At 63.3% G+C, this 13,026-nt stretch carries 15 protein-coding genes and 1 tRNA gene; 10 read left to right on the top strand and 6 right to left on the bottom strand.

The window, feature by feature from the left end; all coding sequences use genetic code 11:
* Positions 1 to 147 precede the first annotated feature (147 nt).
* A tRNA-Asp gene (locus tag YY7_RS0108090) sits at positions 148 to 224 on the bottom strand.
* Between the two features lie 363 nt (positions 225 to 587).
* Here YY7_RS0108090 and YY7_RS0108085 point away from each other — a divergent pair.
* A complete protein-coding gene (locus YY7_RS0108085; RefSeq protein WP_028162808.1) occupies positions 588 to 1,955 on the top strand; it encodes an O-antigen ligase family protein in 1,368 nt (455 codons plus the stop codon).
* Between the two features lie 29 nt (positions 1,956 to 1,984).
* Here YY7_RS0108085 and YY7_RS0108080 read toward each other — a convergent pair whose 3' ends face one another.
* From YY7_RS0108080 to YY7_RS0108060, 5 genes are all read right to left on the bottom strand, one after another.
* The gene (locus YY7_RS0108080; protein ID WP_028162807.1) at positions 1,985 to 2,185 is read right to left on the bottom strand and encodes a hypothetical protein; all 201 of its coding nucleotides are present in this window, start codon (positions 2,183 to 2,185) and stop codon (positions 1,985 to 1,987) included.
* A gap of 96 nt (positions 2,186 to 2,281) precedes the next feature.
* Positions 2,282 to 2,863 carry a haloacid dehalogenase-like hydrolase gene (locus YY7_RS51020; protein WP_051396595.1) on the bottom strand — a complete coding sequence of 194 codons (582 nt, stop codon included), beginning with the start codon at positions 2,861 to 2,863 and terminating at the stop codon, positions 2,282 to 2,284.
* Positions 2,864 to 2,912: 49 nt separating this feature from the next.
* Positions 2,913 to 4,532, bottom strand: a complete 1,620-nt coding sequence (locus YY7_RS0108070; RefSeq protein WP_155255079.1) for a hypothetical protein — start codon at positions 4,530 to 4,532, stop codon at positions 2,913 to 2,915.
* Positions 4,533 to 4,540: 8 nt separating this feature from the next.
* The gene (locus tag YY7_RS51015; protein WP_051396594.1) at positions 4,541 to 5,530 is read right to left on the bottom strand and encodes a UbiA family prenyltransferase; all 990 of its coding nucleotides are present in this window, start codon (positions 5,528 to 5,530) and stop codon (positions 4,541 to 4,543) included.
* A gap of 357 nt (positions 5,531 to 5,887) precedes the next feature.
* Entirely contained in the window at positions 5,888 to 6,088 is a 201-nt protein-coding gene (locus tag YY7_RS0108060; RefSeq protein ID WP_028162805.1) for a hypothetical protein, read from the bottom strand.
* A gap of 534 nt (positions 6,089 to 6,622) precedes the next feature.
* Here YY7_RS0108060 and YY7_RS0108055 point away from each other — a divergent pair.
* Genes YY7_RS0108055 through YY7_RS0108015 form a run of 9 tightly spaced genes read left to right on the top strand, consistent with a single transcriptional unit; the run spans position 6,623 to position 13,024 of the window.
* Positions 6,623 to 6,988 (top strand): NADH-quinone oxidoreductase subunit A, encoded by a 366-nt coding sequence (locus tag YY7_RS0108055; protein ID WP_028162804.1) that lies wholly within the window; start codon positions 6,623 to 6,625, stop codon positions 6,986 to 6,988.
* Entirely contained in the window at positions 6,979 to 7,569 is a 591-nt protein-coding gene (locus YY7_RS0108050; protein ID WP_028162803.1) for a NuoB/complex I 20 kDa subunit family protein, read from the top strand. The genes YY7_RS0108055 and YY7_RS0108050 overlap by 10 nt, the downstream gene beginning before the upstream one ends.
* A gap of 11 nt (positions 7,570 to 7,580) precedes the next feature.
* Entirely contained in the window at positions 7,581 to 8,198 is a 618-nt protein-coding gene (locus tag YY7_RS0108045) for an NADH-quinone oxidoreductase subunit C (RefSeq protein ID WP_028162802.1), read from the top strand.
* Between the two features lie 2 nt (positions 8,199 to 8,200).
* The gene (locus YY7_RS0108040) at positions 8,201 to 9,397 is read left to right on the top strand and encodes an NADH-quinone oxidoreductase subunit D (RefSeq protein ID WP_028162801.1); all 1,197 of its coding nucleotides are present in this window, start codon (positions 8,201 to 8,203) and stop codon (positions 9,395 to 9,397) included.
* Complete coding sequence (locus YY7_RS0108035; protein WP_028162800.1) at positions 9,397 to 10,356, top strand: FkbM family methyltransferase; 960 nt, start codon at positions 9,397 to 9,399, stop codon at positions 10,354 to 10,356. The genes YY7_RS0108040 and YY7_RS0108035 overlap by 1 nt, the downstream gene beginning before the upstream one ends.
* Positions 10,357 to 10,367: 11 nt before the next feature.
* On the top strand, positions 10,368 to 10,979 hold the full coding sequence (gene nuoE, locus YY7_RS0108030) for an NADH-quinone oxidoreductase subunit NuoE (RefSeq protein WP_028162799.1): 612 nt from the start codon (positions 10,368 to 10,370) through the stop codon (positions 10,977 to 10,979).
* A 41-nt stretch (positions 10,980 to 11,020) separates the two neighbouring features.
* On the top strand, positions 11,021 to 11,185 hold the full coding sequence (locus tag YY7_RS57855; RefSeq protein ID WP_165420951.1) for a hypothetical protein: 165 nt from the start codon (positions 11,021 to 11,023) through the stop codon (positions 11,183 to 11,185).
* Between the two features lie 19 nt (positions 11,186 to 11,204).
* The gene (gene nuoF / locus YY7_RS0108020) at positions 11,205 to 12,530 is read left to right on the top strand and encodes an NADH-quinone oxidoreductase subunit NuoF (protein ID WP_028162798.1); all 1,326 of its coding nucleotides are present in this window, start codon (positions 11,205 to 11,207) and stop codon (positions 12,528 to 12,530) included.
* Positions 12,531 to 12,535: 5 nt separating this feature from the next.
* Positions 12,536 to 13,024 carry a hypothetical protein gene (locus tag YY7_RS0108015; RefSeq protein WP_028162797.1) on the top strand — a complete coding sequence of 163 codons (489 nt, stop codon included), beginning with the start codon at positions 12,536 to 12,538 and terminating at the stop codon, positions 13,022 to 13,024.
* Positions 13,025 to 13,026 lie beyond the last annotated feature (2 nt).

Genomic DNA, 13,026 nt, shown 5'->3' with positions numbered 1-13,026 from the left:
ACCGCCAAACGTCGCAGCTACGAAACGGTTGTGCGAACGGGTCCGTTCGCAACAACTGAAGGCGCCGAGTTGCCGGCGGGAAGTTTGGCGAAGGGAGCGGATCGAAAGTCGAGCGCGGAGCTAACTGTTTGATACACATCGCCAAAATGGCGCGAGAGACGGGGCTCGAACCCGCGACCTCCGGCGTGACAGGCCGGCGCTCTAACCAACTGAGCTACTCCCGCGTGATGCGCAATTCCGCGAGACGTGGGGGACTTAAAGGGGCGGTCTTTTGAAGTCAAGGACGTTGAGATTCCCCGTGTCCTGCAGGGCTTTGCAGCGTGTTGATAGGGAATCAGCGGCGCTGCACGGAAGGCTCCGCGTTTCCTGCCCTGAGGCGACTCGCCGGGTTCCATCAGATGGCGGGCTGGAAAGCGCTTGGAGGTGCCATCGTGTTGCCACAAGCATAGAGCGAATTTACGTCGACTGGCGACCGGCGCGTGCTGCTACCTTTGGAATTGCGAGAACTGTCACGGAGTCGATATAGAGCTTTTCTGAGAACTCTTCTGATCGAGCTTCGACACTATCAGTTTCACGAGGGCCGGGCTTTGCAATCGGTATTGTTCGCCATCCTGCTATCTGCTGGGCCGTTTGCGGTGCTCGCGCACGGTTTCGCCGGGGCTGGCTCGACAATCACCGGTCTGCTGCTGGCCACGCCAATTGCTGCGCTGCTTCTTCTGGCGAGATGGCGTGAGTTCAGGCCCGACATTTGCGACGTGCTGTTCGTGCTGTTTTGTTGCGGCATCGCGCTCTCGTTCGCCGTCAACGGCGTCGCCGCGCCGAAAGAGGCCGCCCTTCTGGGGTTGTCGCTTGCGGCTTATCCCGCGATCAGGGTGAGCTCCCGTTGCGGCCAAGTTCCCCAAGCCTTCGTGGTTGTCACAGGCGCGATCGTGGCGGTCGGAGCCGTCGTCACACTGGTGGCGCTGCTTGGCCAATGGAACGACCACCATGGTAAACCGCTGGTCTTTGACGAGTACGACGCTGCGCCGGCGCAATTCACGACGTCGCTTGGCTTGCTGCTTCTGGCGCTGGCCTGCACAGAACTCAATTGGCGACGGACTGCATGGATCTCGATCCTCGCGGCCGTACCCCTGGTCATCTTCGCGGCGTCGATGGTACGCTACTCCTTCATCGTGATCGTGGTGGCGCTGCTCGCAGCGATGTTGGTCGCCAAGGCCGGCCAGCGCAAATTCATTGCCGTGATCGTGTGCGTCACGATCGCTTCGGTTGCGCTTGGCGCAGTCGTCAGGTCATCAACAACGCTCAGATTCGCCAAGCTCGCCGGAGCCGCGTTGGGTTTTCAGGTTGCTGAGCCGGGCAACGATGAATCGCCGGCGCCGCCGGTTTCGCCGCCGGCAAGTGCACTGCCAGCCCCCGCCGCATCAGGCCGCATCGCGACCGAGGCAGCTCCGCCAGTGCCGCCTCCGCCTTCGCAAGCCTCTTGTCCTTCGATCGACCTGGACAATTCGATCGTCATCCGGCAGCAGCTCTACAAGGACGCCTTCGCGTTGCTGCCGGAAGCGGGGCTGACGGGACTGGGACTGGACGGTTTCACCCAGCGGTCGTGCCTGAAAGGCTTCCAGGTTCACAACTCGATCCTGCAGGCCATCATCGAATTCGGCTGGCCGGCGGGTATCTTCCTCATCCTGTTGCTCTATCACGCGATGGGAACGCGGATGTTGTCGCTGGCGAGGATCAACCGCGAAGCCCGCTTCGTGCTGTGCAGCCTGGTATTCACGCTCATGCTGAGCATGGCGCATGGCAGGATCAGCAGGGACGTCGCCTTGTTCCTGTTTCTGGGATACGCCGCAAAGCTGCGAAGCAGTGCGCCCGATATTGAAGAGCAAGCCTGGGTAGACGGTCCGATCAATGCCATTCCGGTACCGGGTGTCGGCGCTCGCTTGACCGCCGCCTGACGGCGGAGACCGCCAGATTCTGGCCCAGACTAGAATTCGTAGAGGTCCCGGCCGCGGCGGGCTATCTCCCTGAGATCGGCCAATGTGCCGCGGACAGCGCTGCAGCAGCGGCATTCGATGACCGTGTCACCGGATGCGGCGGCCGGTCTCTCCAGCTTGATCGATAGGCTGCCGCAATCGGTGCAGACGATCTTGAAGCTGGAGGCGTATGTTTCCTGATGCAGATTCATCGGCGGCGAGGGTCCTACTGGCCCTCTCTATACGCGCCGAAATTTAAGCTTGGGATCGCAACGTCGGTTGCAATCGAACGATTGCGTTAGGGCTTGTTAACGCTGGCTGTCTGGCCGGGCGGATAAATCCAGCGTTGGCCGTCCCAGCGCCAGCGCGGCGTCACGGACCGATCGTCGCGTGTTGACGAGGATGATGCCGCTGGCGTGGGCCCAGACCGCGAGGTCGGATTTGCTGTCGCCGGCGTAGATGAAGCCTTCCGGAAATAGCTCGCGGAGCAACGCGGCCTTGGCCGGTCCCTTCAGGTTTCCCTTGCCATCGGAGGCGAACACCTGATCGAAGACGGGTAGGCGGAATGCGAGTTGGCCGGCGAGCACGGCGTCGGCGGCGGTAGCGAGCACGATCATGCGGCCGGCGGCCTGCTCCAGGCGCGCCAACGCGATGACCTCATGATGAAATTCGAGCCGATCCCAGTCGATGCGGTTGCGCAGCGCAAGCTGGCGCTTGAGCGCGGCGCGTCCTCGCAACAGCCATCTGGCGCAGGCGAGCACGATCAGCGGATTGCGGCGCAGGATCGAGAAGAAGCTCTTATAGAGGAGATCGCCCTTGATGAGCGTGCCGTCGAGGTCCAGCACCAGCGGCATCGATATCGGCAGGCCCAGCAGCGTATCGGCGGCCATGCGTGCGTCCCGCTGCTTCCGCGGTGTTGAGGCAACGTTCAGGGTAAGGTCAGTCACGCATCGCACTCAACTGGTTCGGAACCGTGCAGGCCACAATCTCGCGTCCGCCGCTCTGGCTTACCCTGCAGTCGCCATAGCCGAGATTGCTTGCGACGGCTGATCCGCTCTGATCGGAGGACGACACGATCAGCACCTGCGGCGCGCCGTGATTGGAGTTGCGGAATTTTGCGAGCTCAGCAGCGTCGCGCTCGCTTTCCCAGTCGGTGGTCGCCCGCAGGAAATCGTGCGACGATACATATTGCAGCGGGAAATAGCCGAAATAGCGGGTCGAGGGCAGCGTGGACGAGAGACCTGCGCCGCGGGCGGCCAGCGCCGCGGTCTGGGCCGCATGCAAAGTGGGGCGAATGCGCCAGGCGAACAGGGAGCTGTCGCGCTGGGCGATCAGATCGGCATTGACGAAGGTCCTGCCGGGGTTCTCGCGGCCGATCTCAAGCTCGCTTTCCAGCACCGGCGCCCAGCTCTTGTAGGCCGCCGTGCGGATCGCGGTCTGGCCGACCAGGCCGGCGATCGCGGCCAAGCACAGGATGCGCACCAGTGCTTCGCGTGGCTGGCGGCTCGCGATGAAGAGCACGACCGCGATCCAGCTATAGGGAGCGAGCCGTTCCGACAGCAGCGCCGAGCCGGTCTTCAGGTTGAGGAGCGACAGCAGCACGACAAGGACGAAGAAGATGGGCCAGGTCAGGTTGCCCGCCCGCAAGCGCCGCAGCGCCATGGCGCCGGTCACCAGCACCGCCGCCAGAAGCGGCGCCAGCGCCACCACTTCCCAGGCGGTGAAGGTGAAGAGGTGCGTGGCGGCAAGGATCCGGCGCAGGATCTGCGTGATGCCGCCTTCGCCGCCCGGCACCTCGCCGGGAATGTTCTGGTAGGCGAGGAGAAACCCTGCGATCAGGACCAGCACCGGCATGGCGGCCGCAGCGGACCAGACGCCATCGACGAGCAATCGTCGGCCGGCGGCGCGCGGGCCGGCGTGCTCCAGCGTGCGGAGCGCACGGGCGATACCGTCAGCCGCAAGCAGCAGGCAGGCCGCGACCACGGAGGTGATGTGGGTCAGGTAGAGGGCCGCCAGGAATAGTGCGGTGACGAAGAAGGTGAAGATGTCACCGCGCCCGCGCACCTTGCTCCAGAAGCTTGCGAACAAGAGGAATAGCGGCACGCCAAGGGCGAAATTGTAGAAGCCCCAATGGATGAAGACGCCGAAGGCAACCGGCAACAGCAGCAGCATCGGCAGCAGCGGCCGCTCGGTTTCCGTGCGGGACACCACAAAGGCGGCGGCAATCCAGATCAGCCCGTACAGGCTCAGAAACAGCGTGTTGGCGAGCAGCGGATTGCCGGTCAGCCGGATCAGGCCGGCGAGCAACAGATAGATCGCGGAGTTCGGCTCGATGCGCGAATTCCACTGGTAGAAGGAGGCGGCAGGCTCCTGCAGGACGCCACCCCAGCCGAAGCGGGCGATCAGATCGGCCTGTGCCAGATGCACCGGGCCATCCTGGGTCGGCACCAGCTTGACCAACCAGACCGGGCCGTCGAGCAAAAGCGCCAGCGCGGCAAAAGCCAGCGTCGCGACCGCGACGCCGGCGTAGTTTCGTGGGGCGCTCAGGGAGGCCGTCATCGACATGGTCACTGGCCCGTGCTGAGACGGATGAGGTCCGAACTGGTGAGGCTGTTGAGCAGCGGCAGGTCGACGAAAGTCAGGATGCCGAACAGCGCCATGGTGACGGCGGCGGCAATCAGCATGGACGGCTGCCGCATCAGCTCTTCGGGCCGCGCCGCCGCGGAGTCCGGGGTTAGAGCAAGCCGCATATAAGCGGCGAACAGCGCGATCAGGAACGGGATCGCGACGATGTATTCGATCCGGTACTTGATCAGGAAGATCGCCATCATGAACGCAAAGCCCTGGGCGTAGACGAGGCAGCTCGTCACCAGGCTCGAATGCGTATAGACGGCGAAGGAGGGGCGATAGGCGGCGAGGTTGGCGGTGCCGCCGGCCTCGACGATGGCGCGATGTTCGGAAACGCGCTTGGCGGCCATCAGGAAGGCGCCGCCGAACCAGTAGGCAAGCAGGATCGAGATCGGCGGGGCGATATGCGGGACCACCGCGAACCAGCCGAACAGGAAGCGCAGGGGATTGTTGAGGGACTCGACGATGACGTCGAGGAAGGCGCGATCCTTGGCGCGGATCGGGCGCACGTTGTAGATGACGCCGAAAGCGGCGAATACGGCGGCGGTGAGGGCGAAGCTCCGGCCGAGCTGGTTGGCGACGAGCAGGCCCACGCCGGTCAAGAGGATATACTGGGCGAAGACGATGCTGGGCGACATCGCGGTCTGCACTGCCGGACGCGCCCGCTTGGTCGGGTGCATCGCATCGAAGGGGGCGTCGAGCCATTCGTTGATGGTGTAGTTGGCGGACGACAGCGCCATGGCGACGAACAGGCAGGCGAGCAGGCGTTCTCCCACCGTCGCGTAGTCGACCGGTCCGGTCCCTGCCATGATCATCGCGAAGGCGACGCCTGGCACGATCAGCACGTGCTTGATCCAGTGATCGGGCCGGGCGATGGCGATGTAGTCGGCGAGACCCGCCGACGGCGGCGCGTAGTGGGTGACGGACATGCAATCCTCCAGGCTGCCTCTGTGCCGCATCGGGGCGGATGCGACGGAAGATGCCTTGGAAGGGCAGCGATCGTGCCGCAGTGACGAGGGAGGCCATCAGGGGGGCCGAAACCCAGGTAATGCGGTTAACGGCGGTAGCGGAGGCGGGGTTTTCGGGGTTTTCGGCCCGCCGCATAGGCCGTCGTGCAGCCGAATCCAGGTTGGCGGCGGCGAAAGGTGGGGGCGATTTTGCCAGCGCCTGCGCCGGATTGGTACAGGCTGTTCCAAACCGGGCGGCCTGTCAGCTTCGCAAGCCCACCAAAGAACAAAGCCGCCCGGAGGCGGCCTTCGGTGCCTTCTTGTCAGGGAATGTGCGGGTCAGCGGACCGTGGAGGTCCCCGAGCTGGTAATTGCCACCGGCTTGCCAGCCTTCACCACCTGGGTTTGGGCGGTCTGGGTGAACTCCGAATTGTTGCGCGCGGCGATACCCAAGGCTGTGACCGCAATGCCCGCCACCAGCGCGACCACCACGATCTTCAGGTGGGTCGAGCGATCCGCCGAGTGAATTGAGTGGTTCATCTGACGCCTCCGGGCGAACTTTGCCGCCGCCTGTCAGGAAGACAGGTAGCTTTAATCTGTTTCAGGATGGTTTCGCGGGTTCCCGAAATGGTTTCGTTGCTCGGCGGGATTGGTTTCGTGCGAAGCGTGTCTGAGCGCAGGAGGCCGGGGCCAAAGGAAAAAAGTCACAAATGACGGAGGATTCCTTGGGGATAACGCTGCCACAGGGGCGGCGGGCCAACATACCGTGTCGGCCGACAGGACCGCTGCGGTTCAACTAAACGAGAGGCGCGCAGAGACGGCCGGGCGATTATTGGCCACTGTGGATTTGAGCGATCGGGAGCTGCAAATCTGGGGCACGAACCTTCGAGGTCACGCGTTCTTCATGTGGGGCGAGAACGAGCATTCAACACCGGTTGATCGGAGGCGGCTCCGCCCGGCAGAGCTTTAAAATAGCTTGTCTTGCGCCCTCTGTTGCGCTGCGCTAAGGCTCAAGAATAATTCCAATGACACGAATCTGCGGCCGTCCGAAACCGCAGCAAGAAGGCACCGCCGATGAACGGCATCCTGCAGAATTATCTTCCACTTGTGGTGTTTATCGGGGTCGCGGGCGTGATCGGCCTGGCGCTCCTGATCGCGCCATTCCTGCTCGCATTCCAGCAGCCCGATCCGGAAAAGCTCTCCGCTTATGAATGCGGATTCAACGCTTTTGACGACGCCCGTATGAAGTTCGACGTCCGCTTTTATCTGGTGGCGATCCTCTTCATCATCTTCGACCTCGAAGTGGCGTTTCTGTTCCCCTGGGCGGTGGCGTTCGGCAAGCTGGGCGCGACCGGGTTCTGGTCGATGATGGTGTTTCTGGCCGTGCTGACGGTCGGCTTTGCCTATGAATGGAAGAAAGGCGCGCTCGAATGGGATTGAGCCCTACCGTCGCAACACCCCGGCCGGCGATCGCGCCGGCGCCCAAGGGCATCCTTGATCCCGCCACCGGCAAGCCGGTCGGCGCCAATGATCCGTATTTCCGCGAGATCAACCACGAGCTCTCCGACAAGGGCTTCTTCGTCGCGGCTGCCGACGACCTGATCACCTGGGCCCGTACCGGCTCGCTGATGTGGATGACGTTCGGCCTGGCCTGCTGCGCGGTCGAGATGATGCAGGTCTCGATGCCGCGCTACGACGTCGAGCGTTTCGGCTTTGCGCCACGCGCGTCGCCGCGGCAGTCGGACGTGATGATCGTCGCGGGCACGCTGACCAACAAGATGGCGCCGGCGCTGCGCAAGGTCTACGACCAGATGCCGGAGCCGCGCTACGTGATCTCGATGGGCTCGTGCGCCAATGGCGGCGGCTACTACCACTATTCCTATTCGGTGGTGCGCGGCTGCGACCGCATCGTGCCGATCGACATCTACGTGCCGGGCTGTCCGCCGACGGCGGAAGCGCTGCTCTACGGCGTCTTGCTGCTGCAGAAGAAGATCCGCCGCATCGGCACTATCGAACGCTAAGGTATTACGTCATGGACGACGCCAAGCTCGACGCCTTGGGGCAGACGATCGTTAGCGCGCTTCCCGGCGCTGCGAAGGCGCATTCGGTTGCATTCAATCAGCTCACGGTTGACGTGGACGCCGAGAAGATCGTCGACGTCGTCAGGCACCTGCGTGACGATCCGGCTCTCCGCTTCGTCAACATCACCGATGTGACCGCGGTCGATTATCCCGAGCGGGACAAGCGGTTCGACGTCGTCTACCACTTCCTGTCACCGACGCTGAACACACGGATCCGCCTGCGCGCGGAGGCCGACGAGAACACGCAGGTGCCCTCGATCATCGAGGTCTTTCCTGGCGCCGACTGGTTCGAGCGCGAGGCCTACGACCTCTATGGCGTGATCTTCACCGGCCATCCTGACATGCGCCGGCTGCTGACCGATTACGGCTTCGACGGCCACCCGCTGCGCAAGGACTTTCCGCTCACCGGCTTCGTCGAGGTCCGCTACGACGACGAGGAGAAGCGGGTGGTGTACGAGCCGGTGCGCCTCAACCAGGAATTCCGCAAGTTCGATTTCCTCTCGCCCTGGGAAGGTGCGGATTATCCGCTGCCCGGAGACGAGAAGGCGAAGGCGGAGCCGAAGGCCTGATCATGAACGAGCAACCGCAGAATCTGCGCAACTTCACCATCAACTTTGGACCGCAGCATCCGGCGGCGCACGGTGTGCTGCGCTTGGTGCTTGAACTCGATGGCGAGGTCGTTGCGCGCGTCGATCCGCATATCGGGCTCTTGCATCGCGGCACCGAGAAGCTGATCGAGCAGAAGACCTATCTGCAGGCGATCCCGTATTTCGACCGGCTTGATTACGTCGCGCCGATGAACCAGGAGCATGCCTTCTGCCTCGCGGCGGAAAAGCTGCTGGGGATCGAGGTGCCGCGGCGCGGGCAGTTGATCCGCGTGCTCTATTGCGAGATTGGCCGCATCCTGTCGCATCTGCTCAACGTCACCACGCAGGCGATGGACGTCGGCGCGCTCACCCCGCCGCTGTGGGGTTTTGAGGAGCGCGAAAAGCTGATGATGTTCTACGAGCGCGCCTCCGGCTCGCGCATGCATGCCGCCTTCTTCCGCGTCGGCGGTGTGCACCAGGACCTGCCGCCGAAGCTGATCGACGATATCGAGGCGTGGTGCGATCCGTTCCTTAAAGTGGTCGCGGACCTCGACACGCTGCTCACCGGTAACCGCATCTTCAAGCAGCGCAACGTCGATATCGGCGTGGTGTCGCTGAAGGAAGCCTGGGAGTGGGGCTTTTCGGGCGTGATGGTGCGCGGCTCGGGCGCGGCCTGGGATCTGCGCAAGTCGCAGCCCTATGAATGCTATGCCGAGATGGATTTCGACATCCCGATCGGCAAGAACGGCGACTGCTACGACCGCTACCTGATCCGGATGGAAGAGATGCGCCAGTCGGTGCGCATCATGAAGCAGTGCATCCAGAAACTGAAATCGCCCGACGGGCAGGGGCCGGTCGTGGTCGAGGACAACAAGATCGCGCCGCCGCGGCGCGGCGAGATGAAGCGCTCGATGGAAGCGCTGATCCATCACTTCAAGCTCTACACCGAGGGCGTGCACGTACCGGCCGGCGAAGTCTATGCCGCGGTGGAAGCGCCCAAGGGCGAGTTCGGTGTCTATCTCGTCTCCGACGGCACCAACAAGCCCTACAAGTGCAAGATCCGGGCGCCGGGCTTTGCCCATCTGCAGGCGATGGATCACATCTGCACGGGCCATCTGCTCGCCGACGTCTCGGCGATCCTCGGCTCGCTCGACATCGTGTTCGGAGAGGTCGATCGGTGATGGTGCAGCCGCCCATCCAGTTTGACCGCGCCTCAGGGGCTCTCGAAGGAGCCAACCTGTGGGAGCGGACGGCTGCGCTGGCGCTGTCGACCGGTTCGAAGATCTCCTCGCATTTTTCCCACATGGGCTACATCGCCTGCGCGAACCTGCTGCGCAAGACGCTGCCCGAGCGCAACATCGCCATCCGGCTCAATGAGGACGCGGTGTTCGAGTTTCCCTATGGGGACGGCTATTGGAGCAAGCTGCTCAACCGCTCCTACCATTACGAGGATGAGCTCGAACTGCTGTTCAAGGATTCCGCCGACGTCGACTACACGCTGATCGATTGCGGCGCCAATTACGGCTACTGGTCGGTGCTGGTTTCGAGCAAGCCGTTCGGTTCGCAAAAGGCGATCGCGATCGAGCCGTCGGGACAGAATTTTCCCAAGCTTGCGAACAACGCCGCGATCAACGGCAATCGCTTCGAGACGATGAAATGCGCGATCGGCGCAGGCAGGGGTACGGCAAAGCTCTCCGGCACCAAGCATGAGGCGTTCAGCATCGCCGGCGACCAGACCGGCGGCGAGGACGTGCCGGTGATCGCGCTCGACAATCTGCTCGACGACGGCAAGATCGCGCTGGACGGAAAATATCTGATCAAGCTCGACGTCGAGGGCGTCGAGATCGAGGCGATGAAGGGCGGCTTGCGGCTGATGCAGGGCGACAGCGTGCTGCTGTGCGAGGAGCATGGCAGCGATCGCAAGCACACCGTGTCGCGCTACATCCTCGAACAGACCCCGCTCAAGCTGATCGTCTACGATCCCAGCTCCAATCGCCTTGAAACCGTGACCGAGCTTTCGATCCTCGATCGCATCAAGGTATCGACCCATGTCGGCTACAACGTGTTCGGCACCGCAAGCGCCTTCTGGCAGGACCGGATCAACGCGCTGAATGCGAAGCCCGTTCGCCGCATGCAATGAGAGAGTAAGAAATGTCGGTCCGTCGTCTTGCCCCGAAGGAATTGCAGCCCGCGAGCTTTGCGTTCACGGAGGAGAACCTCGCTTTCGCCAAGCAGCAGATCGCGAAGTATCCGCCGGGACGTCAGGCCTCCGCTGTGATCGCGATCCTGTGGCGGGCGCAGGAACAGAACGAGGGCTGGGTTTCGGAAGCCGCGATCCGCACCGTCGCCGACATGCTCGAAATGCCCCACATCCGCGTGCTCGAGATCGCGACCTTCTACACGATGTTCCAGTTGCAGCCGGTCGGCAAGAAGGCGCATGTGCAGGTCTGCGGCACCACGCCCTGCCGCCTGCGTGGCGCCGGCGACCTGATCGAAGTTTGCCAGCATCGCATCAGTCACGAGCCCTTCGAATTGTCGAAGGACGGCAATTTCAGTTGGGAAGAGGTCGAGTGCCTCGGCGCCTGCGTGAACGCGCCGATGGTCCAGATCTGGAAGGATACCTACGAGGACCTGACCAAGGAGAGCTTCGGCAAAGTGCTCGATGGTTTCGCCGCGGGCAATCCGCCGAAGCCGGGTCCGCAGGTCGACCGTCAGTTCTCGGCGCCAGTGGGCGGGCCGACCACGCTGAAGGAAACCACATGAGGCCTGGTCTCGCATGGCAGCGGGCGGGAAGGGAGGTCGCGATGAAACACTGGCGTTACATCGCTCTCCACGCGGCGGTCGCTGCCGCGTTCATTTTCCTGCTGCAGCGCTACGGGCTGAACGCCTCGCTCGAATCCAGCCTGTTGTGGGCGCTGACCTTCGGCGGATGCGCCGCGGGGCTCGCTTACGCCCAGGCCAATCGTTGATGTTTGGAAAGTTCTAGGCATGCTCGACGACAAGGACCGCATCTTCAAGAACCTCTACGGTCTCCACGATTGGGGCCTCGAGGGCGCGCGCCGCCGCGGCGCCTGGGACGGCACCAAGGCGATCATCGACAAGGGCCGCGACTGGATCATCGCCGAGATGAAGGCGTCGGGCCTGCGCGGCCGTGGCGGGGCCGGTTTTCCAACCGGCCTGAAATGGTCGTTCATGCCGAAGGAATCGACCGACGGCCGGCCGAGCTATCTCGTGGTCAACGCCGACGAATCCGAGCCGGGCACCTGCAAGGATCGCGAGATCATGCGGCACGATCCGCATCTCCTGATCGAAGGCTGCCTGCTCGCGAGCTTCGCGATGAACGCGCATGCCTGCTACATCTATGTCCGCGGCGAATTCATCCGCGAGCGCGAGCATCTGCAGGCTGCGATCGATCAGGCCTATGAGGCTAGGCTGATCGGCAAGGACAACATCAACGGCTGGCCGTTCGACCTCTACGTTGCCCATGGCGCCGGCGCCTATATCTGCGGCGAAGAGACGGCGCTGTTGGAAAGCCTCGAGGGCAAGAAGGGCCAGCCGCGGCTGAAGCCGCCGTTCCCGGCCAATGTCGGCCTGTTCGGCTGCCCGACCACCGTCAACAACGTGGAGTCGATCGCGGTTGCTCCCGACATCCTGCGCCGCGGCGCGGCCTGGTTTGCCGGGATCGGCCGGCCCAACAATGTCGGCACAAAACTGTTCTGTGTCTCCGGCCATGTCGAGCGGCCCTGCAACGTCGAAGAGGCGATGGGGATTCCGTTCCGCGAACTGATCGAAAAGCATTGCGGCGGCATCCGCGGCGGCTGGGACAATCTGAAAGCGGTGATCCCCGGCGGTTCCTCGGTGCGCATGGTGCCGGCCGAGCAGATCATCGACACGCCGATGGATTTCGACTCCTTGAGCAAATTGCGCTCGGGCCTCGGCACCGCGGCCGTGATCGTGATGGACAAGTCGACCGACCTGATCCGGGCGATCGCGCGCATCTCCTATTTCTACAAGCACGAGAGCTGCGGCCAGTGCACGCCGTGCCGAGAAGGCACGGGCTGGATGTGGCGCGTGCTGACCCGCATGGCCGAAGGGCGCGCCCACAAGCGCGAGATCGACATGCTGCTCGAGGTGACGAAGCAGGTCGAGGGTCACACCATCTGCGCGCTGGGCGACGCCGCGGCTTGGCCGATCCAGGGCCTGATCGCGCACTTCCGTCATGAGATCGAAGCGCGCATCGACCAATATTCGCACAAGGCTGACATTGATGATGTCGGCGTGCTCGATCCCGCGCACATGGTGGCGGCGGAGTGATGGTAATGTCGCAACCAAGCTTCTGGTGGCAGAGATACGGGACGCTGGCGCAGATGGCGCAGGCGGCCGTGGCGCTGCTCGGCTTTGTTGCGATCCTGTTCCAGATCAACGAGCTGCGCACCGGCAATCGCGCCTCCAGCGCGCGCCAGGCGTTTCTTGGCTACACCGATCTTGCCTTCAAGAACCCGAAATATGCGCAGCCGGATTATGAGCGGATCAAGGCGGGGAGCCAGGAGGACCAGGTGCAGTACGAGAGCTTCGTCTCGTACTTTCTCTATGCCTGCGAGGAGGCGATGTCGGCGTTTGCCAATCGGCGCGAATGGGCGGCTTCCTGCGACTACGATTTGAGGCCGCATCTGCCGTTCCTCTGCGCCAAGATTGGCGCCGAGCCGGCCTATCTCGCGACCTACAGCGCCGACACCCAGCAATGGGTGAAGGCTTCACTGAAAACCGCCAGCGTCGTGCCGCCCGACTGCAAGCTGGGAAAGACGTAAAG

Origin of the sequence: Bradyrhizobium elkanii WSM2783, from assembly GCF_000472865.1 — a bacterium.
Taxonomy (GTDB): Bacteria; Pseudomonadota; Alphaproteobacteria; order Rhizobiales; family Xanthobacteraceae; genus Bradyrhizobium; species Bradyrhizobium elkanii_A.
Note: the sequence above shows the minus strand (reverse complement) of the source record. Positions and strands in the feature narration are given on the sequence as shown.